Origin of the sequence: Paracoccus sanguinis (genome assembly GCF_012689545.1) — a bacterium.
In the GTDB taxonomy this organism is placed as follows: Bacteria; Pseudomonadota; Alphaproteobacteria; order Rhodobacterales; family Rhodobacteraceae; genus Paracoccus; species Paracoccus panacisoli.
Genome location: NZ_CP051542.1, coordinates 163457 through 187562, shown reverse-complemented (window position 1 = coordinate 187562; position 24106 = coordinate 163457). Strand labels below are relative to the sequence as shown.

The following is a 24106-nucleotide window of genomic DNA, read 5'->3' as shown; positions in this document are numbered from 1 at the left end:
GTCAGTTGAAGCGAGGAACCATGGATCAGATGCTGCGCGAAATCGCCTCGGTGCTGTTCGTCGGCCACAGCCTCATCAGCCCGACTCTGCCGACCATGATGGACGATCTGCTCGAGGCCGAGGTCCATTATCAGATCATCAACGGCGCCCCGCTCGAATCGGCGTGGAAGGACTCGCGCAAGGCCGAGGGCGAGGATGGGCGCGCGCTTTTGCGCAAGGCGCCGGTCGACGTGCTGGTGCTGACCGAGCGGGTGCCGCTCGACCCGACGCTGCGCTGGCACGATCCGGCGCGCTTCGCCGGGCGCTGGGTCGACCTGGCGGTCAAGGCGAACCCGCAGACCCAGACCTATCTCTACGAGACGTGGCACAATATCGACAGCGGCACCGGGCGCGAGATCCCCTGGGACGACAAGGGGCACCTGCCCTGGCGCGAGCGCCTCGAGCTCGACCTGCCGGTGTGGGAGGCGATCGTGGACGACGTCAACCGCCCGCGGGCCGGCAAGGCGCCGCCGATGCGGCTCATCCCGGCCGGGCAGGGCATGGCGCGGCTCTACGATGCGCTGGCCGCGGGGGAGGTTCCGGGCGCGACGCGGATCCCGGACTTCTTTTCGGACGACATCCACCCGAACGACCTCGGGATGTATTACGTCGCGATGATCCATTACGCGACCATCACCGGACAGCCGGCCGAGGGCCTGCCGAGGCGGCTGACGGATGCCCACGGCGGGACGTTCCAGACCCCCTCGCCCGACCTCGCCGCGACGCTGCAACGGCTGGCGGACGAGACGGTCGCCGCCTATCGCACCCACGCCGAGACGCGCGGCGCGGACTAGCGCCCGCGTGCCCACCCGGCGGCGCCACCGCGCGCGCCGCCCAGTCGCACCGCGAGCGCCACGGCGGCATAGGCGGCGAACCCCACCGGGTCGGCCGCGGCCAGCCGTGCGAGCTGCGCCCGCCCCGGGCGGACCGGGCCGCTCTGCGCCATCAGCTCGGGGAAGCGCGCGGCGATCTCGCGCACCCCCGCGTCCTGCCGCCGGCGGACGCGGACCAGCCGCGCAAAGCCCTCGCTGAGCGGCCAGGCGTAGGGGATGTCGACCCGCAGCCGCTCGCCCGGTGCAAACTGCAACCGCACGAAGCTGTCGTCCGAGATCACCTCGGGGAAAGCGCCCCAGCGCGCCCGGCCCGGGCCGTTCACCGCAAACAGCCCCGCCGCGGTGACGCCCTCGGTCATGAACGGCAGCCGCGACCAGAAGCGGCCATAGGCCCGGCTGACCCGGCTCGCGGCCGGCGCCACGACCAGCCGACCGCCGGCGAGCCGCGGGCGCGGGTCGTCGAGCCCTTGGGCGAGACCGGACAGCAGCCCCTGCCCCATGCGGATGTCGGCGTCGAGATAGAGCCGCGCCGGGTGCTGCGCGCAGCCGTCGCCGTGGTTCAGCGCCCCGATCTTGCCGCCCGAAGCCAGCTCCTCGACCCGGAACCCCCAGCCCCGGGCGGCGAAGCGCGGCGCGTGGGCGCGGGCCCGTGCCGCGGTGGCGTCGGTGCAGCCGTTCGCCACCACGATCACCTCAACCGCGCCGGCGTGGTCCTGCGCGGCCAGCGCGCCGAGGCAGGCGTCGATATAGGCGGCCTCGTTGTTGGCCGGGATGATGACGCTGAGCGGGATCATTTGTATTCGATTAGCCGGGCGCGACCCCGGCCCCCCAGCCGGCGCAGGTGGAACTCGGCCACGCCCACCGCCTCGGGCAGCTTGCCCGCCACGGTGAGGACCGCGCGCCCCCAGCGGCGGTGCGGGCGTGGGTCGCGCCGGGCGATGCGGACGACCTGCGCGGGCAGCGCCGCCAGCGCCAGCCAGGCCCAGGGCGTCACCACCCCCGCGCCTGCGGCGACCAGCGGCAGCGCCGCCCAGCCCACCGCCCGGCGCGTCTCGCGCTGCCAGATCCGCTCGGGGCCGGCGCGGTGCAGCCACGACACCTCGGCGAAGGCGTGTCCCGCCCGCCGGCTGCGCCGCCACCACTGCGACAGGCGGTGCATGTCCGCGTCGTGCCGGGTCATCTCGGCGTCGAGGCGCGCGATCCCCCAGCCGGCGCGGGCGAGGCGCAGGCACAGCTCCGGCTCCTCCCCCGCGATCAGGCTTTCGCGGAAGAACCCCGCCGCCGCGAGCGCCGGCCAGCGCACCAGCATATCCCCCCCGACCGCGCGGGCGGGGCCAACGGGGGTGTCCCATTCGGCGTCGCAGGCGGCGTTGTAGAGCGTGGCGTCGGGCGCCCGCTCGCGCCGCCGGCCGGCTACCACGCCGAGGCGCGGGTCGGCGTCGAGGGCGGCGAGTCCTTGGGCGATCCACCCCGGCGCGACCTCGCAATCGCCATCGACGAACTGGATGAACGCAGGCGCCCCCTCCCGCGCCGCGGCCGCGGCGCCGGCGTTGCGCGCCCGGGCGGCGGTGAAGGGCCGGCTGAGATCCAGCGCCACCACCTCGGCGCCCATCCCGGCGGCGCGCGCGGCGCTGCCGTCGGTCGAGCCGGAATCGACGTAGATCACCCGCGCGAGGTCCGGTTGCGCCTTGAGCGAGCCGATGCAGCGGACCAGCCGCTCGCCCTCGTTGCGGCCGATGGCGACGGCCACCACGCGCGCGCCACCGGCGCGCGGCGCGGGCCCGGGCGACGTGGCCAACGGCGGCTCAGGCCGCCGCCGGCGCGAGGGCCGGGGCGACCAGCGTCCAGGAATACCACGCGCCCGCCGCGAGGATGAGCAGCGTCAGTGCCAGCCGCACGCTGCCCGCCATCCGGTCGGCGGGCATCTGCACCCGCCCCGCCGCCGCGATGGCGCTGACGCCGAGCGCGTGGCGCAACTGCCGGGGGGTGCGCAGGACAGGGCGCGCGAGTTCCAGCAGGAACCCCGCCAGCAGCGCCGCGCCGATGCTGGCCGCAAGGCCCAGCACGGCCACCCGGCGGCGGCTCGAGGACAGCGGGTTGTCGGGCACCTCGGCGTTCTCGAGCACCACCATCCGCTCGCCGTGCTCGCCCGCGACCAGTTCGCGGTCCAGTCGCGCGGCCGCGACCCTTGCGGCCACCGCATCGCGCTGGATCTCGATCTCGCGCATCTGCCGGGTGAGCGCGTCGAGCCGCTCGGCCACCTCGGGGATATGGGCGATGGCGGTGTCGATCGCCTCGAGCCGGGCGTCGAGGACGCTGCGCTCATCCTCCATCGAGCCGAGCTGCTCGTCGATCAGCGCGATCTGCTGGCGCACCGCGGGGTCGAGGTTCTGCACCCCGCCGCCTTGCAGCTCACCGATGGCGGTCTCGAGGCGGCGCACCTCGGGGTGGCTCTCGCCCAGCCGCCGGCGGGCCTGCGCCAGCTCGACCCGCAACCGGCCGATCTGGTCGGCGACGGTCACCGTGCCGCTGCCCGAGCCGCTGCCCTCGCTGACCTGAAGCGTGAGCCGCTCGCGCTCGAGCGTCTGGATGCTGCGCGTGGTGGCGACGCGCTGGCCGCGCAGCGTGGTCATCTCGGCCTGCAGCACCTCGAGGTTCTCGGGCAGGGCATCCGTCTCGCGCCGGCGGATGTCGTCGATCTTGGCCTGCACCTGCGCAGCCTCGTCCTCAACCCGGCGGCTTTCGACGTCGAGGGCCGAGACGAGGTTGGCGAGGCGGCGAGAGACGACCTCGCTGTTGCCGGTCACGATCTGGTTGGCGATGTCGTTGGCCAGCGCCGCGGCCACCGCCGGATCGCCGGCGTTGGCGGTCAGCATCAGCGCCGACACCCCGGCATCGGGCGACTGCGCCCCGCCGGCCGAGGGGATCAGGTCGATCCGCACGTCCTGCCGGAAGCGCCACAGCTGCTCGCTGCTGGTCAGCTCCGGGCGGTCCTCGAAGAGGTGGAAGCGCGCGATCATGTCGGTGACGTTCTGGCGCGACATCACCTGTTGCTCGATCAGCCGCAGCCGCGCCGGGGCCTCGGACACCTGCGCCTCGGTCCCGCCGCCGATCACCGAGGGCAGGATCTGGATCACGGTGCTCGCCTGATAGGTCCGCGGCATCGCGGTGACAAAGCTCAGCGTCCCGACGATCCCCGCCACCAGCACTGCGGCGATCACCGGCGCGCGGCGGGTCAGCATCGACAGGAACTCGGCCAGGCCGGTGATCGGGCCCATGTCAGACCTCGCCGTCGTAGAGAAACAGCCCGAGCAGCGGGCGGCGGGCCACCACGAACCCCTCGGCCGCGCGGACACGCGAGGGGGTGTCGCTGGTGCCATCGACGGCAAGCAGCACCGTCTCGGCCATGTCCAGCGCCGCCATCCCGGCGTCGGCCATCAGGATCGGCGGCAGGTGCAGGATGGTGAGGTCGGGGGCGAGGCTCTCGACCATCTCGGCCAGGCGGGCCTGGAACTGGGCCGACAGCAGCGTCTCGGCGCTGCGCCCGGGCGGGGCGGTGAAGCTTGCGAGGGCGAGGTTCTCGCCCAGGCGCGCACGGCTCCAGTGCAGGACGCGGTTGGGGGGCGGCAGGGCGTGGCCGAGCAGCCCCAGCACCGGTTGGCGGTCGAGGTCGAGGTCGACGAGCGCCACCCGCTGATCGGCGCGCCGGGCGACCGACAGGGCGAGGTTCAGCGCCACCGCGGGCGCCGCGGGGCCGCGGCCGGTACCGGTGACGCCGATCCGCGTCCAGCCGGCCGCGGCCATCGCCTGCATCGAGCGGGTGCGCAGCACGTCATAGGGCGCCACGGCGGCCAGCCCGGGGTGGTCGGGGGGCCCGCCCGCCAGCCGCAGGCGCAGCAGCGTGCGGTGCGGCCAGCCGAGCGCAGGCAGCGCCGCCCAGGCGGCGTCGCGGGGGGGCGCGCCGTCAGGCCGGGACGGGTCGGCAAGGAGCTGACCCGCGGGGCGCGGCATCTGGGGGCCGCTGACGAAGGACGGTCGAACGGCCGAGGGCGCCGTGGCCCGGCGCGAGGGGTCTGGCGGGGACGCCGTTTCAGCCGGCAAGGACGAAGGCGGGTTGATCGGGGACGCCGCTGCCGGCGCCCCGGACGGGTTGGGCGCCCCGGTTCCGGCCGTGCCGCGGCTCTGCGCCTCAGCCTCCGGGCGCGGGGCGTTGCGAGACGCCGCGGGGCGCTGTCGCATCCCGTCGGCGGGGCGTTCCATCGTCACTTCGACACCTGCAACAATACCCGAAACCAACAAAGTGATGATGACGCGGATGGCCCCGGCGCTCAACGCCCGGACGGCCCGCGCCGCCGGCAATGACCCCCTCAGTGATGCCACGTCGCGGGCCGCGGGCACACTGTCTTTTAAGGCAGGATTGCCGGAACCCCTCCCCGCCCCTAATCTCGGCTCAGGTTTTTAATGAGGTCGCGGTTGCATTCGCCGCTTGCGTTCATCGTGCTGACACTGTGGCCGGTCGCGGCGGGGGTGATGTTCTCGCGCCTCGACCGGGTGCAGGCGGTGATCTGGACGCTGCTCGGCGGCTATCTGCTGCTGCCGCCGGTGGTGGCGATCGACCTGCCGATGCTGCCGGCGATGGACAAGAACACCATCGCCGCCGTCTCGGCGCTGGTGGGGGTCGCGGTGCTCGGGACCGGGGCCGGCGCCGAGGCCCCGCGGATGCCGGTCTGGATCAAGGCGCTGCTGCTTCTGGCCGTGAGCGCGCCGATGCTGACCGCGCTCGCCAATCCCGAGCCGCTGACCGTGGGCAGCAACTTCCGCCCCGGCATGACCCCCTATGACGGGATCACCGGGGCGATGGGCGCGGTGCTCGAGCTCACGCCCTTCGTCCTCGGCTATCTCGTCCTCTCGTCGCCCGCGGCGCTGAGGTCGTGGCTGGCGGCGCTGGTCCTCGCAGGGTTCGCCTATGCCTGGCCGATGCTGCTCGAGATCCGGCTCAGCCCGCAGCTCAACGTGTGGATCTACGGGTTCTTCGCCCATGATTTCGGGCAGATGATGCGCTATGGCGGGTTCCGCCCGATGGTGTTCCTGTCGCACGGGCTGTGGGTCGCGCTGTTCGCCTGCATGGCGGTCCTTGCCGCGGCGGTGCGGCTGCGCGACCCGGCCGTGCGCCGTCCCGGCCGCGGGGCGCGGGCCGCGCTTCTCGTCTTCCTGCTGGTGGTGCTGGTGCTCTGCAAGAGCATGGCGGCGCTGATCTATGCGCTGCTGCTGGTGCCGCTGGTGCTGCTGGCGCCGGTGCGCCTGCAGTTCGCGGTGGCGGCGCTGCTGGCCGTGGTCGTGCTGTCCTACCCGCTTCTGCGGTGGGTCGAGGTGCTGCCGATCCGCGCGATCACCGACCTCGCCCACGACATCTCGCCCGAGCGCGGCCAGTCCTTCGGCTTCCGGATGACGAACGAGGACATGCTGCTCGCCCGCGCGGCGGAAAAGCCGTGGACCGGGTGGGGCGGGTGGAACCGCAACCACGTCGTCGACCCCTTCACCGGCCGCGTCGCGACCGTCACCGACGGCAAGTGGATCGTGCAGATGTCGTCGGCCGGATTGCTCGGGTTTGCCTGGATGTTCGGGCTGCTGTCGGGCTCGGTGCTGCGGGCGGCGCGGGCGGCGTGGCGGCGGCCCTCGGCCTCGGACCTGCCGGCGGCGGGGCTGGCGCTGATCCTGGCCGCGAACCTCGTCGATCTGCTGCCGAACGCCACGCTCACCTCGCTGAGCTGGGTCTGCGCCGGGTCGCTCGCCGGATGGGCGGTGCGCCGGCAGGAGGCCGCAGGCCCCGCGTCCACCCCCGCCGCGACGGGGCGCGCGGCCCCGCTGCGCGTGGTGCTGTCGTGAACGCCCCCACCCTCACCCCCCCGGCCGTTCCGGTCCCGCCCGCGGGGCAGCCGGTCTGGGACGTGGCGATCATCGGCGCCGGCCTTGGCGGCGGGCTGTGCGGCCGGATGCTGGCCGAGGCCGGGCTGTCGGTGCTGTTCATCGAGCGCGGGCGCGGCCACCCGCGCCGCGCCGGCGACACGCTCGACTGCACCGACGACGACCCCGAGGTGCGCCGCGCCCACGACTGCTGGCCCGAGCGGCTGCGCGGCACCGTCGATGGCCGCAGTTGCGACGGCTATCCGTTGCAGGGAACCGGCCTCGGCGGCACCTCGGTCTATTACGCCGCAGCCCTCGAGCGGCCCGAGCGCCACGACCTCGAGCCGACCCCGACGATGCCGCATCCGACCGGCGGCTGGCCGGTGGGCTACGACGCCTTCACCCCGTGGTTCGACCGCGCGCAGGCGCTGATGGCGCTGTCGGGCACGCCCGATCCGCTGCGCCCCGAGCCGCTGCCGCCGCTGCGCGACCCGCCGGTCCTGTCGCCGGCCGAGGCCGTCCTGGTCGAGCGCATGCGCGCCGCGGGCCTGCACCCCTACCGCACCCACCTTGCCATCCGCGGCGGCGACGGCTGCCGCGAATGCGTCGGCTGCAGCTGCCCGCGCGACTGCAAGATGGACGGCCGCTCGGCCGGGATCGAGCCGGCGCTGGCCACCGGCCGGGCGGCGGTCCTCGACGGCGCCGTGGTCCGCCGCCTCGGCGCCGACCGCCACCACGTCACCCACGCCGAGGTCGAGTGCGGCGGCGAGGCGATGCGGATCGAGGCCCGCGTGTTCGTGCTTGCGGCGGGCGCCCTCGCGTCACCCATGCTGCTGCTCGCCTCGGCCTCGGATGACTGGCCCGAGGGGCTGGCCAACGACAGCGGCCTCGCCGGGCGGTTCCTCATGTTCCACGTCGGCGAGCGGATCGCGCTCTGGGCGCCGCGCGGGCTCGACCACCGCGGGCCGCGCAAGACCATCAGCCTGCGCGATTTCTACACCGGCGACGGCGCGCGGCTGGGGCTCGTGCAGTCGCTGGGCGTGGGGGCGCGCTACGGCGTCGTGGTGCACGAGCTGAAGCAGCGCTACGACCGCTCGCCGCTGCGCCGCTTTCGCGCCGGCAAGCCGTTCATCCGCATCCCCGCAGCCATCGCATCGGCGCTGCTGGGCGAGGCGAGCGTCTTCGCCACCATCGTCGAGGATCTGCCCGATCCCGAGAACCGGGTGACCCACGACCCCGCGCACCCGAACGCCCTGACCTTCACCTATCGGATCCCGGCCGAACTGCGGCAACGCTCGGCGCTTCTGCGCCGCAAGCTGCGCGCGCAGCTGCGCGGCATCCGGATGCTGTTCCTGTCGTTCCAGCCCGAGCTGAACCTCGCCCACCCCTGCGGCACGCTGCGGTTCTCGGACGATCCGGCGCAGGGCGTGCTCGACCGCGACTGCCGCGCGCACGGGATCGACAACCTCTACGTCGCGGATGCCTCGTTCATGCCCACCTCGACCGGGGTGAACCCGAGCCTCACCATCGTCGCCAACGCCCTGCGGGTGGCCGACATCATCGTGCGCCACCACCCCCCCGCTGGCGCCGCGGACGGCAGCGCCACCCCGGCGCCCGCACCCGCCGAGATGCCCGACCTGCAATCGCCCGCCGTGTCCGCGGCGCTGCACTGACGATGCGGACCCGCCTGAGAAACCTGCGCCATGGCGAGGGATTGCTGCACCGCGCGGCCCGCGGCTCGGCGTGGACGGTGATCGGGGTGTTCGGCTCGCAGGGGATCCGGCTCGCCTCGAACCTGGTGCTGACGCGCCTGCTCTTCCCCGAGATCTTCGGGGTGATGACGCTGATCATGGTGGTGATCCAGGGGCTCAACAACCTGTCGGACGTCGGCATCGGGCCAGCGGTGCTGCAAAGCCGGCGCGGCGACGACCCGAGGTTCCTCGACACCGCCTACACGCTGCAGTTCATCCGCGGCATCGGGCTGTGGCTGGGCTGCTGCGTGCTCGCCTGGCCGGCGGCGCGCTTCTACGAGGTGCCCGAGCTCGCCTGGTACCTGCCGGTCGCTGGCTTCACCTCGGTGATCTGGGGGCTGCTGCCGACCCGGATCGAGCAGGCCAACCGGCATCTCGACCTCGGCCGGCTGACCCGGCTCGAGCTCGGCTCACAGGTCGTCACGATCCTCATCACCATCGCGCTGGCGGCGGCGATGCGCTCGGCTTGGGCGCTGGTCATCGCGCTCGTCATCGGCGCGGTGGTCAAGAAGGTGATGGCCGACCGGATGCTGCCCGGCCACGTCAACCGGCTGCGCTACGACCGCTCGGCCGCGGAAGAGATCCTGGGCTTCGGCAAGTGGATCTTCCCCAGCACCATCGTCGGCTTCGCGCTGTCGCAGGGCGACAAGATGATCCTCGGCAAGTACCTGAGCCTTGCCGCACTCGGCCTCTACAACATCGCCTTTTTCCTCGCGAGCTTCGCGCTGCAGATGGGGATCACGGTGATCTGGCGGCTGATGATCCCGGTCTACCGGGAATCGCCGCCGGGCGAGAGCCGCGAGAACTTCCTGCGCGTGCGCCGCATCCGCATGGCACTGACCGCAGGGTTCCTGCTGACGCTTGCGGTGATGGCGGCGCTGGGGCCGTGGCTGGTCGGGTTCCTCTACGACGACCGCTATGCCGAGGCGGGCGGGCTGGTGCGGATGATCGCCTGCGCCACCATCCCGCAGATCATCCTGCTGAGCTACGACCAGTCGGCGCTGGCGGCGGGCGATTCGCGCCGGTTCTTCGTGCTGACCCTGATCCGGGCGGTGCTGTTCCTCGGGCTGTTCTGGCTGGGGCTGCACACCCACGGCCTGCCCGGGGCGCTGGCCGGGCAGGCGCTCGCCACCATCCTCGCCTATCCGGCGACGGTCTGGCTGGCCCGCCGGCACGGGGCCTGGGACCCGCTGCACGACGTCCTGGCCGGGCTGGCGGGGATCGCCATCGCGCTGGTCTTTGCGGACAGTTTCGTCGCCGGCGCGGGTGCAGGCGGGGCGTTTCCATGAGAGGATCCGTGAAACCCGGGGCAAGCGGAGGGTCGGGCGATGTGGGCCTGCATGACGCACGACTGGCAGCCGGGCATCGGCGACCCGACCTGGCAGGGGTGGGCCACGGTGCTGGTCTATCTCGTCGCCGCGGCGCTGGCGCTGGCGGCCTCGGGCTCTGGGGCCGCGCGCGAGCGGTGGTTCTGGCGGCTGACCGGGGTGCTGCTGCTCCTGCTCGCGGTCAACAAGCAGCTCGACCTACAATCGGCGCTGACGGCCTATGGCCGCTGCCTCGCGATGGCGCAGGGGTGGTACGAGAACCGGCGCTGGGTGCAGCTTGGCTTCCTCGCCGCGCTGGCCCTGCTGGCGCTGTGGCTGCTCGTCGGGATGCTGCGGCTCCTCTCCGGGACCCTGGCGCGGACCGGGCTGGCCGCGGTGGGGGTCGCGGTCGTGGCGGGGTTCGTGATGATTCGCGCCGTCGGCTTCCACCACGTGGACGGGCTTCTGCGGCTGCCGGTTATGGGGCTGCGCGCCAACACCGTGCTCGAGTGGACCGGGCCGGTGCTCATCGCACTCGGCGCGCTCGGGGTGCTGCTCCGGCCGCGGCGGCGGTAGGCAGGATCACGAGAATATGATAAGATGTCGCAAGAAAGGGGGACGGCCATGTTGAGCTTTGCGCCTGCCGTCCAGCGCCTTCGGTCGCGGCTGGGGCGCGCGCTCCCCGACATCGCCGCCGTGGCCGAGATCGACGAGGCCGAGCCCGGCGGCCGGTTCGAGGTTCCCGCCGCCCTCGCCCTGCCCGGCATCTACGACCGCGTCCGCCGCACCGAGTTCGCCGACCGCGACAGCGCCCTACGCCACCTGCGCGGCGGCTACGCCGTGGACGAGGCGCCCACCCGCGTCCTGCGGCTCAGGGACGTGGATCTGGTGGACGGCACGCTCTACTGCGCCGGGGCGGCCCGGCCGCTGCGCCGGATGGCGGGGCGCCGCCCGGCCTATCGCCGCCCGGTCGAGCATTCCGGCGCGGTGCTGGCGGAAAGCTGGGTCGGCAACAGCTACTTCGGCAACTGGCTCGCCGATGACTGCGTGACCGCGCTGCTGGCCGAGACCCGCGCCCTGCCCCATGTCACGACCCGCTCCCCCGCGGGCCATGTGGCGGAGTACGAGCGCCGGATGGGCCTTAACCCCGCGCGGGTGACCGAGGCGCATTTCTGCCGGCTCGAGGTGATTGACGACCTCGGCGCGAACCCCTCGCAGCGCGCCCGTGCGCGCGCGCAGCGTGCGCGCCTGCTGCGCGGCGCTGACCCCGCCCCGCACCCCGGCGTCTTCCTGCTGCGCGGCCGTTCGGGCCATGTCCGCGAGCTCGAGGGCGAGCTCGCGCTGGCCGAGATGCTGGCGGCGCGGCGAGGGATCACCGTCATCGACCCGCAGCGCGAGGATGCCGCGACGCTGATCGACGCCTGCGCCGGGGCGCGGGTGGCGGTCGGGGTCGAGGGCAGCCAGATGGTGCACGCGCTGGTGGCGATGGGGCCGGGGACCGCGTTCCTCGCCCTCCAGCCGCCGGACAGGGTGGTGGCGGGAATGAAGCTGATGACCGACCGCCGCGATCAACACTATGCGCTGCTGGTCGGCGACGGCCCCCCCGAGGCCTTCCGCATCGACCCCGACGAGCTGCTGGCCAGTTTCGATCTTGCCGCCGAGGCCGCCGCATGACCGCCTATCGCCCCGTCCCCGACGCCCGAACCCTGCGCCAACTCGTCGCCGGCGACTACCGCCGCCACGGGGCGCGGCTCTCCAACCCGGCGTTCCAGGCGATGGCCGTGTTCCGCCTCGGCCAGTGGGCGATCTCGCGGAAGGGGCGGCTGGCGCGGCGGGTCGCGTCGAAACTCTACGGCTTTCTCAACTACTTCGTCTCGAACTGGGCGCGGGTCTATCTGCCGGCCGAGACGCGTGTGGGCGCCGACCTGCACCTCATCCACGCCGAGGGCTCGATCTCGGTCCATCCGGCGAGCGTTCTGGGCGACCGGGTGGGGCTGATGCACAACGTCACCATCGGCACGAACATGCACGCCGGCGCGCCGGTGATCGGCGACGACGTGTTCATCGGCGTGAACTCCTGCGTGCTGGGCGGGGTGCGGATCGGCCACCGGGTCCGCATCGGCGCCAACACGGCGGTCGTCACCGACGTGCCCGACGACCACATCGCCAACGGCTCGCCCGCGCGCATCCTGCCGCGCATGGGCCCCCTGACCTCGGGGCACGGATGACGCCCGCCGCCCTCAGCCTCGACCACCTGCTCTGGGACAATGCCGCGCTGCACCCCGACCGGGTGGCGCTGATCGACGCCGACCAGCCGGTCAGCTACGGCGCGCTGGCCGACCGGGCCGGGCAGGTGGCGGCGTGGCTTGCGGCCGCAGGGGTCCGTCGCGGTGACCGGGTGGTGGTCCACCTGCGCAAGTCGGCCGACGAGATCGCCGCGATGTTCGGCGCCGCCCGCCTCGGCGCCGCGGTGGTCAACATCGCCGCGCAATGGAGCCTCGACCAGCTTGCCTACGTGCTGAGCGACACCGAGGCGCGCGCGCTCGTCACCTCGGCCCCCGTCGCCGCCGCGCTCGCGGCGCGCCCCGAGGCGGAGGGGGTGGCCGTGCTGGCGCTGGGCCCCGGCGCCCCGCCCCTGCCCCCGACGACGGCCCCTGAGGCGGTGCCGGTGCTGGACAGCGACATTGCGATGATCCTCTACACCTCCGGCTCGACCGGGCGGCCCAAGGGGGTGATGCTGACCCATCGCAACGTGCTGACCGGTGCGCGGGCCGTGACGCGCTACCTCGGGCTCGGGCCCGACGACCGGCTGATGTCGGTGCTGCCGTTCTCGTTCGACTACGGGCTGAACCAGCTCACCACGATGATGCTGGTGGGCGGCACGCTGATCTGCCAGCCGGTGCCGCTGCCGGCCGAGATCGTGGCCAGCGTCAATCGCCACGCCGCCACGGGCCTCGCCTGCGTGCCGCCGCTCTGGGCGCGGCTCGCCGCCCATCTCGCCGCCGCGCCGACGCCGATGCCCTCGATCCGGCGCATCACCAACACCGGCGGCGCGATCCCCGGCGCGGTGCTCGAGGCGCTGCCACGGCTTTTCCCCGGCGCGGCGATCCACCTGATGTACGGGCTGACCGAATCCTTCCGCTCGACCCACCTCGACCCCGAGCGCTTCGCCGCCAAGCGCGGCAGCATCGGCCGCGCCATCCCGGCGGCCGAGGTCTATGTGGTCCGCGCGGGCGAAGGGTTGGCCGGCCCGGGCGAGACGGGCGAGCTGGTCCACCGCGGCCCGCTCGTCTCGGCGGGCTACTGGCGCCGCCCCGAGGCCACCGCCGAAAAGATCCGCCCCTGCCCCGAACTCGCGCCGCTGATCGGCGACGAGAAGGTGGTTCATTCGGGCGACATCGTGCGGATCGACGCCGACGGCGACCTGTGGTTCGTCGGCCGCCGCGACGCGATGATGAAGGTCATGGGCTTCCGCCTCAGCCCCGAAGAGGTCGAGGAGGTCGCCCACGCCTCGGGCCAGGTCATGGAATGCGTGGCCTTCGGCACCGACGACCCGCTGATGGGGCAGGCCGTCCACCTTGCGCTGGTGCCGCGGCCGGGGTTCGACCGCGCCGCGCTCGAGGGCCATTTCCGCCGCCACGCGCCCAGCTATATGCTGCCCCAGGCCCTGCACCTGTGGGAGGGCGAGATGCCGCGCATCTCCTCGGGCAAGATCGACCGCCAGGCCGTTGCGGCCCGCTTTTCAAAGGAGCCGACATGACCCGATCCGAACCGCTGACCGAACCCGAGCTGCTGGCCGAGCTGTCCCGGCTGGCCGGACAGGACGGGATCGCCGCCGACACGCCGCTGTTCTCGACCGGGTTGCTCGACTCGGTGACGATGATCCAGCTCATCGGCTATCTCGAGGACCGCACCGGGCAGAGCGTGGGCGCCGCCGACGTGACGCTCGAGAACTTCGACAGCGCCGGGCGGATCATGGCCTATGTCGGCGGCTGACCCGGCCGCCTGCGACGCCGCCCCCGACGCCGCCGCGCTCGCGGCGCTGGCCGAGCGGCACGGAACGCCGCTCTACGTCTACGACCTCGGCCGGGTCGCGGCCCGCGCGGCACGGCTGCGGGCCGCCTTCGGCGGGCGGGTAAGCTTGAGCTACGCGGTCAAGGCCAACCCCCATGGCGGCGTGCTGTCCGGTCTGCGCGGGCTCGTCGAGACGCTGGACGTCTCGTCCCTGGGCGAGTTCCGGCGTGCCATCGCCGCCGGCTGGCAGCCGGGGCAGATCAGCTTCACCGGCCCGGGCAAGCGGCCGGCCGAACTCTCCGAAAGCATCGGCGCCGGCCTCGGCGAGCTGGTGATCGAGCATCCCGCCGAGGCCCGCGCCGCCGACGCCATCGCGCGCGCCGCGGGCCGGGTGCAGGACGTGCTGGTACGGATCACGCCCCAGGCCGTGCCGCGCGGGTTCGGCGACACCATGGCGGGCCGCCCGGTCCCCTTCGGCATCGACGCCGAGGAGGCCGTCCCCGCCCTGCGCGAGATCGCCGCCCTGCCCGGGCTGCGGCTGACGGGGCTGCATTTCTACTCGGGCACCCAGTGCCTCTCGGCCCCCGCCATCGCCGCCAACTACCGCATCTTCCACGACCTCTCCGCCCAGCTTTGCGCCGCAACCGGCCTCATCCCCGCGCGGCTGGTGTTCGGGGCCGGGATGGGCATCCCCTATCACGAGACGGACGCGCCCCTCGACCTGCCCGCGCTGGGGGCGGAGGCGTCCGCCGACCTCGACCGGATGCGCGGCGTGCCGCAGCTCGCGGGGGCGGCGGTGGCGCTGGAACTCGGGCGCTATCTCGTCGGGCCGGCCGGCTGGCTGCTGACCCGCGTGATCGCCGTCAAGCATTCGCGCGGCCACCGCATCCTGATCTGCGACGCGGGGCTGAACAACCACCTCGCCGCGGCGGGGCGGTTCGGCATGGTGCTGCACCGGAACTACCGGATGAGCGCGCCGCTGGCCCACGGCGAGGCCGAGCCGCAGGATGTGTTCGGGCCGCTCTGCACCTCGCTCGACCGGCTCGCATCGGGGGTGATGCTGCCGCCGCTCGACCCGGGCGGGCTGATCGCCATCCACATGAGCGGCGCCTATGGGCTGACGGCCAGCCCCACCGGCTTCATCAGCCATCCGGTGCCGGGCGAGGTCGTCATCTGATCCCGACGGCCGCCAGATGGTCCAGCACCGCGGCGGCGGCCGCGGCGTGGTCGGCCTCGGTCGGGTGCCACAGGCAGGCCCCGAGGCTCATCCGCGGCAGGTCGATGAGGTCGAGCGCGGTCTCGCCCGCCGCCAACCGCGCCTCGCGCGCCCGGACCAGCGCGCGACGCAGCGGGCGGCCGTAGTTCGGCCACGCCACCAGCACGATCCGCGCCCCCGGCTGGGCCGCGCGCAGATCGGCCAGCAGCCGCTCCATTGCCGCTGCGAAATCCGAAGCGAGCGCCGCGCGGTCCGGCCAGCGCTCGCCGGGCTGCGGGGCGTCGTCGCTGAAGTCGTTGGACCCGAGCGCGATCAGGATCGCTGCCGCCGCCTCGTCGGCGGGCGGGGCGGGGTCCGCGGCCAGCCGGACCGGCATCGTAGGCGCCGGGTCGTTGGCGTAGTTGCGCACCAGGCCGATCCCCGACTGCGCCCTGAGCCGCAGCCCGGCCCCGAGCGCCGCGGCGACCCGCGCGGGCCAGGCGAGGGTGCTGTCGGTCGCCGCCCGCAGCTCGGCCGGGTCGCAGTGCCGGCCCTCGTGGCGGGAGCCGAAGCCGGTACTGTCCGAGTCGCCGATTACCTCGATCCAGCGCCCCGGTGCCGGCGCCGCCAGCGCCGCCCCGGGGGGGACGGCGAACCGGGGCAGCGCCTCCGGCGCCAGCCCGGACTCGCCCAGCGACACCAGCCGCAGGTCGTGCGGCCCCGGCCCCAGCCCGTCGATCTGCCAGCGCTCCTGCGCGGTCGCGTCGAGCGTCGCCGTCACCGCGCCGAGGGTCAGGCGGAACACCCCCTCGCCCGCGGGCAGCGTTACCGCCAGGCGGTCGCCCGCGAAGCGCCCGCGCAGGTCGAGGCCGGGCCACGGGCGCCCGCCCGCCGGGACGGGCGGGCTGCCCCAGCGGGCCAGCGGCAGCGGCACCTCGGTCGGGTCGGGCTGGAGGGGTGCCACACGGGCCGGGCCGGGCGAGAGCGCCAGCCCCTCGGCCAGCAGGCGCGGCGCGAGCGCCCCGGCCCCGCCGACCGCCAGCAGCATGGCGACCCCGCGCCGGGTCCAGAGAACCGCGGCGCGCCGGTCGCGCGAGGGGGTCGGGACGGCCATCGGGGCCTCTCTGCTCTGCCCTCAGGCTAGCGCCCTGCCCGCCCGCCTGTCAAAACGCCGCCGCCTCGCCCAGCCAACCCCGCATCAGCCACCCCGCGATCGCCCCCCGCCGCGGCGCCCGCAGCACCGGGTGCGTCCCGGCCATCACCGCCGCCAGATCGGCGCGCGACAGCCACAGCGCGTCCTCGAGTTCCACCGGATCGAGGGTGATCGCCTCGCTTGCGGCCTCGGCCACCAGCCCGATCATCAGCGAGGCGGGGAACGGCCACGGCTGGCTGCCGGCATAGCGCACCGCGCCGATGCGGATGCCGGTCTCTTCGGCGACCTCGCGGCGGACGGCAGCCTCGAGCGTCTCGCCCGGCTCGATGAAGCCGGCGAGGCAGGAATACATCCCCTCGGGCCAGCCGGGCGAGCGGCCCAGCAGCACCCGGTCGCCGCGGGTGACGAGCATGATGACGACCGGGTCGGTGCGGGGGAAATGGGTGCGCCCGCAGCCCGGGCAGCGGCGCTGCCAGCCCGATTGCGCGGCCTGCGTCTCGTGCCCGCAGGTGGGGCAGAAGCGGTGGGTGGCGTGCCAGCCAGTCAGCGCCCGGGCCGTCGCGGCGAGTTCCGCGTCGAGCGGCGACAGCCGCATCATCGCGCCGCGCAGCTCGACGAACCCGGCGCCGGGGATCGCCGGGTGGACCTGCTCGGAGGGGTCGAAGAACAGCTCGGTCTCGGGCAGGTTCGGCGGCGCCCAGGCGCTGATGTCGCAGACCGCGACCGCCTGCCCCGCCCCATCGCGGCCGAGCAGCACCGGCCCCGCCTCGCCCGTGTCGGCCAGCGCCGGGTGCCCGGACCCCAGCCGCACAAGCGCGCCGTCGGCATCGAGGCAGACCTTGCCGCGCCACACCGGGACCATCGCCGCCCCCGCCTGCCAGTCTGCACCGCCCCGCGCCTCGGCCGCGCGGTCCAGCCCGCCGCCGGCGAAGGCCAGCCCTGCCCGATCCCCGATCATCCCCTCACCCCGTCCCCTCTGCCGTTGCCCTCTGCCGTTGCCCTCGTCGGGCCGTCCCCCTACATTCCCCCGGTCAGACGAGGGAACCCATGACCGACACGCCCGCCTATCGGGTGCTCGCCCGGAAATACCGGCCCGAGACCTTTGCCGATCTGGTCGGGCAGGACGCCATGGTCCGCACGCTGAAGAATGCCTTCGAGGCCGACCGCATCGCGCAGGCCTTCATCATGACCGGCATCCGCGGCACCGGAAAGACCACCACCGCGCGGATCATCGCCAAGGGGATGAACTGCATCGGCCCGGACGGGACTGGCGGGCCGACCACCCACCCCTGCGGCGTCTGCGAGCATTGCGTGGCCATCGCCGAGGGCCGCCACGTCGACGTGCTGGAGATGGACGCGGCCTCGCGCACCGGCGTGGGCGACATCCGCGAGATCATCGAGAGCGTGCACTACGCGCCGGGCGCCGCGCGCTACAAGATCTACATCATCGACGAGGTGCACATGCTCAGCACCTCGGCCTTCAACGCGCTCTTGAAGACGCTCGAGGAACCCCCGCCGCACGTCAAGTTCATCTTCGCCACCACCGAGATCCGCAAGGTGCCGGTCACCGTGCTCAGCCGCTGCCAGCGCTTCGACCTGCGCCGGATCGAGCCCGAGGTGATGCTCGCCCTCCTGCGCCGCATCGCGGGGGCCGAGGGCGCGGCGATCACCGACGACGCGCTGGCGCTGATCACGCGCGCGGCCGAAGGCTCGGCGCGGGACGCGACCTCGCTTTTGGACCAGGCGATCAGCCATGGCGCGGGCGAGACGACGGCCGCCGAGGTCCGCTCGATGCTGGGCCTCGCCGATCGTGGCCGGGTGCTCGACCTCTTCGACATGATCCTGCGCGGGGCGGCGGCCGAGGCGCTGGCCGAGTTGCAGGCGCAATATGCCGAGGGCGCCGATCCGCTCGCCGTGCTGCGCGATCTGGCCGAGATCACCCATTGGGTGAGCGTGGTGAAGATCACCCCCGCCGCCGCCGAGGACCCCACCGTCGGCCCGGACGAGCGCGCCCGCGGCGCCGACATGGCCGCGCGGGTGCCGATGCGGGCGCTGACGCGGCTGTGGCAGATGCTGCTCAAGGCGCTCGAGGAGGTCGCGGCGGCGCCGAACGCGATGATGGCCGCCGAGATGGCGATCATCCGCCTGACCCATGTGGCCGACCTGCCAGACCCCGAGGCGCTGATCCGCCGGGTGCAGGCGGGCCAGGCGGCGGGCGAGTTCGCCCGCGGCCCCGCGGCCGGTGCAGGCGGCGGCGCCCCGCAGGGCGCGGCCCACGCGCCGCAGGCGGTGTCGGCCCCTGCCCCCGCGCTGCGCCGCGTCGCGGGCGGCGCCGCGATTGCCGCCGCGCCTGAGCCGCAGCGCGCCGCCGACGCGCTCGCCGCCTATCCCGACTTTCAGTCGGTCGTCGATCTGATCCGCCGGATGAAGGACGGGCTGCTGCTGACCCAGGTCGAGGACCACGTCCGCCTCGTCCGCTACACCCCCGGCCGGATCGAGTTCGAGCCGACGCCCGAGGCGCCCCGCGACCTCGCCCAGCGGCTGGCCGAGCGGCTGCGCGGCTGGACCGGCGGGGCGCGCTGGGGCGTCTCGGTCACCGCGCAGGGCGGCGGGCCGACGCTGTCCGAGCGCAAGGCCGAGGCGCGCGCGAAGGCCGAGGCCGAGGCGATGCAGAACCCGGTGATCGCCGCGATCTTCGCCGCCGCCCCCGGCGCGCGCTTTGCCGAGATCCGCGACGAGACCCCGCCCCCCGCCCCCGCGGGGCCCGAGGGCGAGGGCGAGACGCCGCCCGCCGATCCGCACGCCACCGCCGAAGGCGGGCTGGCCGCGGCCGAGGAATGGGACCCCTTCGAGGACGAGGAGTAAGCGCATGAAGAACCCGTTTGGCGGCATGGGGGGCCTCGGCGGCCTCGGCGACATGGCCAAGATGATGAGTGCCGCCCGCGACATGCAGGGCAAGGTCGAAGAGTTCCAGAAATCGCTCGAGGCGATCACCGTCACCGGCGAGGCCGGCGCCGGTCTGGTGCGCGTGACCGCCACCGCCAAGGGCGATCTGACCGGGCTCGAGATCGACCCGTCGATCTTCGTGCCCTCGGAAAAGCAGGTGGTCGAGGACCTGATCCTCGCCGCGATCAAGGACGTGCAGGCCCGCGCGACCGAGCGCGCCCAGTCCGAGGCCCAACGGCTCGCGCAGGAGATGGGCCTGCCGCCGGGGATGAAGCTGCCGGTCTGAGCCGGCAGCAGGCCGCGATGACCGAGGGCAGCGACGCCATCCAGACGCTGATCGCGCAGATCGCGCGGCTGCCGGGGCTTGGCCCCCGCTCGGCGCGGCGCATCGTGCTGGCGCTGATCCGGCGCCGGACCGGGCAGATGGCGCAGCTTGCCGCGCAGATGGCCGAGGTCGCCGCCCGCTCGCGCGAGTGTGCCCGCTGCGGCAACATCTGCGAGGCCGAGCTCTGCCCGATCTGCGCCGACCCGGTCCGGGCCAACGGGGCGCTCTGCGTGGTCGAGGACGTGGCCGACCTCTGGGCGCTCGAGCGCGGACGCCAGTTCCGCGGCCGCTATCACGTCCTCGGCGGCACGCTGTCGGCGCTGGACGAGATCGGCCCGGACGAGCTGGGCATCCCCCGCCTCGTCGCCCGCGTCGCCGACGAGGGGGTGACCGAGGTGATCCTTGCCCTCAACGCCACGGTCGAGGGGCAGACCACCGCGCATTATGTCGCCGACGCGCTCGCGCCCTCGGGCGTGACGGTGACGACGCTGGCGCAAGGGGTGCCCGTCGGCGGTGAGCTCGATTATCTCGACGACGGCACCATCGGCGCGGCGCTGCGCGCCCGGCGGCGGCTGTGAGCGTCGGGGGCGCGGTGCCCGCGCCGTTCAGTTCGGGGCCGCGCGACGTGCTGGCCGAGTGGGCGGATTACAACGGCCATCTGAACATGGCCTACTACCACGTGCTCTTCGACAACGCGATCGACGTGGTGCTTGACTGGCTGGGGCTGGGACCGGCGGTGGCAGCCGAGACGGGGCAGTCGGTGTTCACCGCCCAGGCGCAGGTCCATTATCTGCGCGAGGTCGCGCCCGGCAGTCGCGTCATCGTCGAGACGCGGCTCATCGCCCATGACGCCAAGCGCCTGCACTACGTCCAGACGATGCGCGACGCCGCCGAAGGCTGGGTCGCGGCGATCAGCGAGAACATCGTGCTGCACGTCGATCTGCGGGTGCGGCGGGTCACGCCGTGGTCCGCGCCGGTCGCCGCGCGGCTGGCGCAGGCGGTGGCGGCACACGGCCCCCTGCCCCTGCCGCCGCAGGTCGGACGGCGGGTGGAGCTGCCGGGCCGACCCGGCTTGTCAGGCTGACAGTTACAATATAACAATCCACCTGCGCCGGGGCTCCCTCCGGTCGCCGCCGTGCACAGGCGAAAAAGGGGCGCGAGTCCTCCGCTCGCGCCCCTCCATCCGGTGCTTAGACGCGATCAGGCGTCGAGCTTGCGGGTCTCGGCCTCGACCGTCTCGCCCGCCTCGATGGTCGAGGGCGCGCTGCGCGAGATGGCGATGCGGCGCGGCTTGAGCGCCTCGGGGATCTCGCGCACCAGGTCGATGTGCAGCATCCCGTCCACGTGGCTCGCGCCCTCGACGCGGACGTGATCGGCCAGCGCGAACTTGCGCTCGAACGCGCGGGTGGCGATGCCGCGGTGCAGGTAGGTGCGGGCCTCGTCCTCGGCGGCCTTGCGGGCCGAGACGATCACCGCGCCGTCGCGCATTTCCACCGAAAGGTCATCGGCGGCGAAGCCGGCCACGGCGATCGAGATGCGATAGGCGTTCTCGCCGGTCTTCTCGATGTTGTAGGGGGGATAGGTGGGCGCGGCGACCTCGGAGGTCAGGGCGCGGTCCATCAGGTCGGCGATGCGGTCAAATCCCACCGAAGCGCGGTAGAGCGGGGTCAGGTCCATGTTACGCATGATCCATCCTTTGCAGCGATGATGTTGTGATGCCCCCCGAAACCGGGCGGGCGCAGTCGCCGGACGCCACGTGGGGCCGCCCGACAGGGTTGATGTGGTTGCGTCGGCCGGGGTTTCAAGACCTCGCCACCGGAGCGCCGCACGCGTGCGCGGCGCTCAGGCCTCGGCCCAGATCGCCGGATCGGCCAGCTCGATCGAGTTGCCCGCCGGGTCGCGGAAATAGATCGAGCGACCGCCGTTCGGCCATTCAAAATCCGCCTCGATGGCGATGCCGTGGGCTTTCAGATGCGCCCGCCAGCCGTCCATCCGGTCCGGCGCCACCGCGAGGCAGGCGTGCCCCGGCCCGCGCGCCCCGTGCGGCGGAACGGGCAGCCGTGCGCCCTGCGCCGGCGGCTGTTCGGTCGCCGCGGGGTTGAAGATCAGCAGCACCTGCGGCCGCGGCTCGGACGCGGTGCGCAGGAACAGGTGCCGCCCCGGGACCTTGGTAATCACCGAAAGCCCCATCACCCCGGTCCAGAACGCCTCGGCGGCGTCGAGATCGTCGGCATAGAGCGCCGTCTCGAGCGTGCCGAGCACGGGCGGCGCGCTCATCGCCCCGCCTCGAGCGCGTCGGGGCGCGGCCCGCCGGTCGCCCAGTCGAGCAGCTCGACGGTGTGGACCACCGGCAGCGCGGTGCCCGAGCCGATCTGCATCAAGCAGCCGATGTTGCCCGCCGCCACCACCTGCGGCCCCAGCGCCTCGATGGTGCGCACCTTGCGGTCGCGCAGCCGCACCGAAAGCTCGGGTTGCAGCAGGTTATAGGTCCCGGCCGAGCCGCAGCAGAGGTGGCTGTCGGCCGGCGTGACGACGGCGAACCCCGCCTGCGCCAGCAGCGCCTTGGGGGCGGCGACGATCCGTTGCCCGTGCTGCAGCGAGCAGGCGGCGTGATAGGCGACCCTGAGCGGCGCGTCCCCGCCCCCGGGCCGGGTCACGGGGGGCAGGCCGTGGCTGGCGAGGAACTCGGTCACGTCGCGGGCGAGGGAGGCCACCCGCTCGGCCCCCGCCCGGTCGGGATCGCGCGCGAACATGTGGCCGTAGTCCTTTACCGTCGTGCCGCAGCCCGAGGCGTTGACGATGATCGCGTCCAGCGGCGCCTCGGCGTCCGCCGCCAGGAACGCCCCGATCGCCGCGCGGGCCTGCGCCATGGCCGTGCCCTCTTTCCCCATGTGATGGGTCAGCGCGCCGCAGCAGCCGAGGTTCCGGGGAACGACCACCTCGCACCCGGCGCGGGTCAGCAGCCGGATCGTCGCCGCGTTGATCGCGGGGTCGAGCGCCTTTTGCGCGCAGCCGGTCAGCAGCGCCACCCGCGCCCGCCGCGCCCCCTGCGCGGGGTAGGTCGCGCCGAGATCGTCGCGCGACGGCCCCGCGATCCGCGCCGGCGCCATCGCCAGCATGGCGCGCAGCCGCCGGTCGGGCATCAGCCGGGCGAAGGGCCGGGCGATCTTCGCGCCGAGCAGCGCCAGCCGGAACCGGCCCGGATGCGGGATCACCGCCGCGAGCAGCGCCCTGAGCGCCCGGTCCTGCCACGGCCGCCGATAGGTCCTCTCGACGTGGACCCGCGCGTGGTCGACCAGGTGCATGTAGTCCACCCCCGAGGGGCAGGTCGTCATGCAGGCGAGGCACGACAGGCAGCGATCGACGTGCAGCGCCGTCTTGGCGTCCGCCGGGCGGCCGGATTCCAGCATGTCCTTGATGAGGTAGATGCGGCCGCGCGGGCTGTCGAGCTCGTCGCCCAGAAGCTGATAGGTCGGGCAGGTGGCGGTGCAGAAGCCGCAGTGCACGCAGGTCCGCAGGATGCGGTTGGCGGTGGCGATCTCGGGGTCGGCGAGCTGTTCGGCGGTGAAGTTCGTCTGCATCAGAAGGCCCCCGTGAAGAGGCCGCGCGGGTCGAACCGGGCGCGCAGCCCGTCGTTCAGCGCCGCGACCGCGGGCGCCATCGGCGGCAGGCTGAGCGGCGTCGCGCCGGTCAGGCGGGTGGCGATGGCCCGTGTGCCGGTCAGGTCCGGGGTCTCGCCCGCGGGCAGCGCCACGCGGATCAGCCCGCCGCCCCAGTCAAGCGACAGCGGCTCGGGCAGGCGCTCGAGCAGCAGCGCGGCCTCGGACGGGCGGCAGGTGATCCGCCAGAGGTCGCGGGACCGGGGCGCTGCCCCGCACTCCGGGATATTTGGGTCAAGAAGACGCCAAGGGTCATCGTCGCGGCGCGTGACCCCGCCCCAGGCGCCAAGGCGCGCGGCAAGGCTCTCGGCGCGCCGCGCCACCGACCCCGCGAGCCCCTCGATCCGGATCAGCGCCCCGTGGCCCGGCAGCCATCCCGCCCCGGTCACGTCCCACGGTCCCGTCAGCGCCGCGGTGAGCGCCGGGATCGCCGCTGCGGCGCCCAGCCCCGGCAGCGCCAGCGTGGCCGAGGCCGGCGGGATCGGCTGGGTCTTGAGGCTGACCTCGGTCAGCACCCCCAGCCGCCCCCGGCTGCCCGCCATCAGCTTCACGAGGTCATAGCCGGTGACGTTCTTCATCACCCGCCCGCCGCTCTGGATCACCTCACCGCGCCCGTCCACGAACCGCACTCCGAGGGCCGAGTCCCGCGCCGCGCCGTCCTTGACCCGGCGCGGGCCGCTCGCGTTGGCGGCGATCACCCCGCCGATGGTCGAGCGCGTGAAGCGCGGCGGCTCGAACGCGAGGCGCTGGCCCTCGGCGGCGAGTGCCGCCTCGATCTCGGAGAGCGGAGTCCCGGCGCGGGCAACCAGCGTCAGCGCGGCGGGTTCATACAGGATCACGCCCGACAGCCCCGCGGTCGCAAGCCGCACCCCCTGCCCCTCACCGGGCGCAAGCCGCGTGCCGCCGCCGACCGGGGTCAGCGGGCCGCTCGCCCCCCGGATCATCGCCGCCAGCTCGGCCTCGGACTCCGGCCGCAGCAT

At 73.9% G+C, this 24106-nt stretch carries 24 protein-coding genes; 14 read left to right on the top strand and 10 right to left on the bottom strand.

The window, feature by feature from the left end; genetic code table 11:
- Positions 1-20: 20 nt before the first annotated feature.
- Positions 21-833 (top strand): hypothetical protein, encoded by an 813-nt coding sequence (locus HGN31_RS00900; protein WP_168782048.1) that lies wholly within the window; start codon positions 21-23, stop codon positions 831-833.
- On the opposite strand, the gene HGN31_RS00895 is transcribed toward HGN31_RS00900, so the two are convergent.
- The 4 genes from HGN31_RS00895 to HGN31_RS00880 are packed head-to-tail and all read right to left on the bottom strand — an operon-like array spanning position 830 to position 4883.
- Complete coding sequence (locus HGN31_RS00895) at positions 830-1666, bottom strand: glycosyltransferase family 2 protein (protein ID WP_168782047.1); 837 nt, start codon at positions 1664-1666, stop codon at positions 830-832. The genes HGN31_RS00900 and HGN31_RS00895 overlap by 4 nt on opposite strands.
- Positions 1663-2670: a glycosyltransferase family 2 protein gene (locus HGN31_RS00890; RefSeq protein WP_168782046.1), complete on the bottom strand. Its 1008-nt coding sequence runs from the start codon at positions 2668-2670 to the stop codon at positions 1663-1665. Before HGN31_RS00890 ends, HGN31_RS00895 begins: the two co-directional genes overlap by 4 nt.
- 7 nt (positions 2671-2677) lie before the next feature.
- A complete protein-coding gene (locus HGN31_RS00885) occupies positions 2678-4150 on the bottom strand; it encodes a GumC family protein (protein ID WP_168782045.1) in 1473 nt (490 codons plus the stop codon).
- A 1-nt stretch (position 4151) separates the two neighbouring features.
- Entirely contained in the window at positions 4152-4883 is a 732-nt protein-coding gene (locus tag HGN31_RS00880; RefSeq protein ID WP_168782044.1) for a CpsD/CapB family tyrosine-protein kinase, read from the bottom strand.
- 462 nt (positions 4884-5345) lie between these two features.
- Here HGN31_RS00880 and HGN31_RS00875 point away from each other — a divergent pair, with 462 nt between their 5' ends.
- From HGN31_RS00875 to HGN31_RS00835, 9 genes are read left to right on the top strand one after another with little or no spacing between them, the layout of a single operon-like run.
- A complete protein-coding gene (locus HGN31_RS00875) occupies positions 5346-6758 on the top strand; it encodes a hypothetical protein (RefSeq protein ID WP_168782043.1) in 1413 nt (470 codons plus the stop codon).
- Complete coding sequence (locus HGN31_RS00870) at positions 6755-8449, top strand: GMC oxidoreductase (RefSeq protein ID WP_244961077.1); 1695 nt, start codon at positions 6755-6757, stop codon at positions 8447-8449. Before HGN31_RS00875 ends, HGN31_RS00870 begins: the two co-directional genes overlap by 4 nt.
- Before the next feature lie 2 nt (positions 8450-8451).
- Positions 8452-9816: an oligosaccharide flippase family protein gene (locus HGN31_RS00865; RefSeq protein ID WP_036702534.1), complete on the top strand. Its 1365-nt coding sequence runs from the start codon at positions 8452-8454 to the stop codon at positions 9814-9816.
- A gap of 51 nt (positions 9817-9867) precedes the next feature.
- Complete coding sequence (locus HGN31_RS00860; RefSeq protein WP_244961076.1) at positions 9868-10410, top strand: hypothetical protein; 543 nt, start codon at positions 9868-9870, stop codon at positions 10408-10410.
- Positions 10411-10458: 48 nt separating this feature from the next.
- Positions 10459-11508, top strand: a complete 1050-nt coding sequence (locus HGN31_RS00855; protein WP_052176410.1) for a glycosyltransferase family 61 protein — start codon at positions 10459-10461, stop codon at positions 11506-11508.
- On the top strand, positions 11505-12062 hold the full coding sequence (locus HGN31_RS00850) for a serine O-acetyltransferase (protein WP_168782040.1): 558 nt from the start codon (positions 11505-11507) through the stop codon (positions 12060-12062). Before HGN31_RS00855 ends, HGN31_RS00850 begins: the two co-directional genes overlap by 4 nt.
- Entirely contained in the window at positions 12059-13594 is a 1536-nt protein-coding gene (locus HGN31_RS00845; RefSeq protein ID WP_168782039.1) for an AMP-binding protein, read from the top strand. The genes HGN31_RS00850 and HGN31_RS00845 overlap by 4 nt, the downstream gene beginning before the upstream one ends.
- A complete protein-coding gene (locus tag HGN31_RS00840; protein ID WP_036736802.1) occupies positions 13591-13830 on the top strand; it encodes an acyl carrier protein in 240 nt (79 codons plus the stop codon). Before HGN31_RS00845 ends, HGN31_RS00840 begins: the two co-directional genes overlap by 4 nt.
- Positions 13817-15025 (top strand): alanine racemase, encoded by a 1209-nt coding sequence (locus tag HGN31_RS00835; protein ID WP_168782038.1) that lies wholly within the window; start codon positions 13817-13819, stop codon positions 15023-15025. Before HGN31_RS00840 ends, HGN31_RS00835 begins: the two co-directional genes overlap by 14 nt.
- Here the strand turns inward: HGN31_RS00835 and HGN31_RS00830 are convergent.
- Positions 15018-16157, bottom strand: coding sequence for a GDSL-type esterase/lipase family protein (locus tag HGN31_RS00830; RefSeq protein ID WP_168782037.1), 1140 nt, complete (start codon positions 16155-16157; stop codon positions 15018-15020). The two genes, HGN31_RS00835 and HGN31_RS00830, sit on opposite strands and share 8 nt — an antisense overlap.
- Positions 16158-16206: 49 nt before the next feature.
- Complete coding sequence (nudC, locus tag HGN31_RS00825; RefSeq protein WP_168782036.1) at positions 16207-17154, bottom strand: NAD(+) diphosphatase; 948 nt, start codon at positions 17152-17154, stop codon at positions 16207-16209.
- 89 nt (positions 17155-17243) lie between these two features.
- Between nudC and HGN31_RS00820 the strand changes: the two genes are divergently transcribed.
- From HGN31_RS00820 to HGN31_RS00805, 4 genes are read left to right on the top strand one after another with little or no spacing between them, the layout of a single operon-like run.
- Positions 17244-19061, top strand: a complete 1818-nt coding sequence (locus HGN31_RS00820) for a DNA polymerase III subunit gamma/tau (RefSeq protein WP_168782035.1) — start codon at positions 17244-17246, stop codon at positions 19059-19061.
- Between the two features lie 4 nt (positions 19062-19065).
- Entirely contained in the window at positions 19066-19428 is a 363-nt protein-coding gene (locus HGN31_RS00815; protein WP_231572790.1) for a YbaB/EbfC family nucleoid-associated protein, read from the top strand.
- Positions 19429-19445: 17 nt separating this feature from the next.
- Complete coding sequence (gene recR / locus HGN31_RS00810; protein ID WP_168782034.1) at positions 19446-20045, top strand: recombination mediator RecR; 600 nt, start codon at positions 19446-19448, stop codon at positions 20043-20045.
- Positions 20042-20551, top strand: a complete 510-nt coding sequence (locus HGN31_RS00805) for a thioesterase family protein (RefSeq protein ID WP_168782033.1) — start codon at positions 20042-20044, stop codon at positions 20549-20551. Before recR ends, HGN31_RS00805 begins: the two co-directional genes overlap by 4 nt.
- A gap of 116 nt (positions 20552-20667) precedes the next feature.
- Here the strand turns inward: HGN31_RS00805 and HGN31_RS00800 are convergent, their stop codons facing one another.
- The 4 genes from HGN31_RS00800 to HGN31_RS00785 all read right to left on the bottom strand — a co-directional run bounded on the left by HGN31_RS00800 (position 20668) and on the right by HGN31_RS00785 (position 24103).
- Positions 20668-21153: an Hsp20 family protein gene (locus tag HGN31_RS00800; RefSeq protein ID WP_036710158.1), complete on the bottom strand. Its 486-nt coding sequence runs from the start codon at positions 21151-21153 to the stop codon at positions 20668-20670.
- 156 nt (positions 21154-21309) lie between these two features.
- Positions 21310-21744 (bottom strand): VOC family protein, encoded by a 435-nt coding sequence (locus HGN31_RS00795; RefSeq protein WP_168782032.1) that lies wholly within the window; start codon positions 21742-21744, stop codon positions 21310-21312.
- Positions 21741-23048, bottom strand: a complete 1308-nt coding sequence (glcF, locus tag HGN31_RS00790; protein ID WP_168782031.1) for a glycolate oxidase subunit GlcF — start codon at positions 23046-23048, stop codon at positions 21741-21743. The genes HGN31_RS00795 and glcF overlap by 4 nt, the downstream gene beginning before the upstream one ends.
- A complete protein-coding gene (locus HGN31_RS00785; RefSeq protein ID WP_168783759.1) occupies positions 23048-24103 on the bottom strand; it encodes an FAD-binding protein in 1056 nt (351 codons plus the stop codon). Before HGN31_RS00785 ends, glcF begins: the two co-directional genes overlap by 1 nt.
- Positions 24104-24106 lie beyond the last annotated feature (3 nt).

Excerpts from the sequence above, each read along its gene's own strand:
- HGN31_RS00845 (WP_168782039.1), top strand. The coding sequence starts at position 12,059 with ATGACGCCCGCCGCCCTCAGCCTCGACCACCTGCTCTGGGACAATGCC.
- HGN31_RS00815 (WP_231572790.1), top strand. The coding sequence starts at position 19,066 with ATGAAGAACCCGTTTGGCGGCATGGGGGGCCTCGGCGGCCTCGGCGAC.
- HGN31_RS00795 (WP_168782032.1), bottom strand. The coding sequence starts at position 21,744 with ATGAGCGCGCCGCCCGTGCTCGGCACGCTCGAGACGGCGCTCTATGCC.
- nudC (WP_168782036.1), bottom strand. The coding sequence starts at position 17,154 with ATGATCGGGGATCGGGCAGGGCTGGCCTTCGCCGGCGGCGGGCTGGAC.
- HGN31_RS00860 (WP_244961076.1), top strand. The coding sequence starts at position 9,868 with ATGACGCACGACTGGCAGCCGGGCATCGGCGACCCGACCTGGCAGGGG.
- recR (WP_168782034.1), top strand. The coding sequence starts at position 19,446 with ATGACCGAGGGCAGCGACGCCATCCAGACGCTGATCGCGCAGATCGCG.
- HGN31_RS00820 (WP_168782035.1), top strand. The coding sequence starts at position 17,244 with ATGACCGACACGCCCGCCTATCGGGTGCTCGCCCGGAAATACCGGCCC.
- HGN31_RS00800 (WP_036710158.1), bottom strand. The coding sequence starts at position 21,153 with ATGCGTAACATGGACCTGACCCCGCTCTACCGCGCTTCGGTGGGATTT.
- HGN31_RS00880 (WP_168782044.1), bottom strand. The coding sequence starts at position 4,883 with ATGCCGCGCCCCGCGGGTCAGCTCCTTGCCGACCCGTCCCGGCCTGAC.
- HGN31_RS00885 (WP_168782045.1), bottom strand. The coding sequence starts at position 4,150 with ATGGGCCCGATCACCGGCCTGGCCGAGTTCCTGTCGATGCTGACCCGC.
- HGN31_RS00865 (WP_036702534.1), top strand. The coding sequence starts at position 8,452 with ATGCGGACCCGCCTGAGAAACCTGCGCCATGGCGAGGGATTGCTGCAC.
- HGN31_RS00895 (WP_168782047.1), bottom strand. The coding sequence starts at position 1,666 with ATGATCCCGCTCAGCGTCATCATCCCGGCCAACAACGAGGCCGCCTAT.
- HGN31_RS00855 (WP_052176410.1), top strand. The coding sequence starts at position 10,459 with ATGTTGAGCTTTGCGCCTGCCGTCCAGCGCCTTCGGTCGCGGCTGGGG.
- HGN31_RS00900 (WP_168782048.1), top strand. The coding sequence starts at position 21 with ATGGATCAGATGCTGCGCGAAATCGCCTCGGTGCTGTTCGTCGGCCAC.
- HGN31_RS00840 (WP_036736802.1), top strand. The coding sequence starts at position 13,591 with ATGACCCGATCCGAACCGCTGACCGAACCCGAGCTGCTGGCCGAGCTG.
- HGN31_RS00850 (WP_168782040.1), top strand. The coding sequence starts at position 11,505 with ATGACCGCCTATCGCCCCGTCCCCGACGCCCGAACCCTGCGCCAACTC.
- HGN31_RS00835 (WP_168782038.1), top strand. The coding sequence starts at position 13,817 with ATGTCGGCGGCTGACCCGGCCGCCTGCGACGCCGCCCCCGACGCCGCC.
- HGN31_RS00830 (WP_168782037.1), bottom strand. The coding sequence starts at position 16,157 with ATGGCCGTCCCGACCCCCTCGCGCGACCGGCGCGCCGCGGTTCTCTGG.
- glcF (WP_168782031.1), bottom strand. The coding sequence starts at position 23,048 with ATGCAGACGAACTTCACCGCCGAACAGCTCGCCGACCCCGAGATCGCC.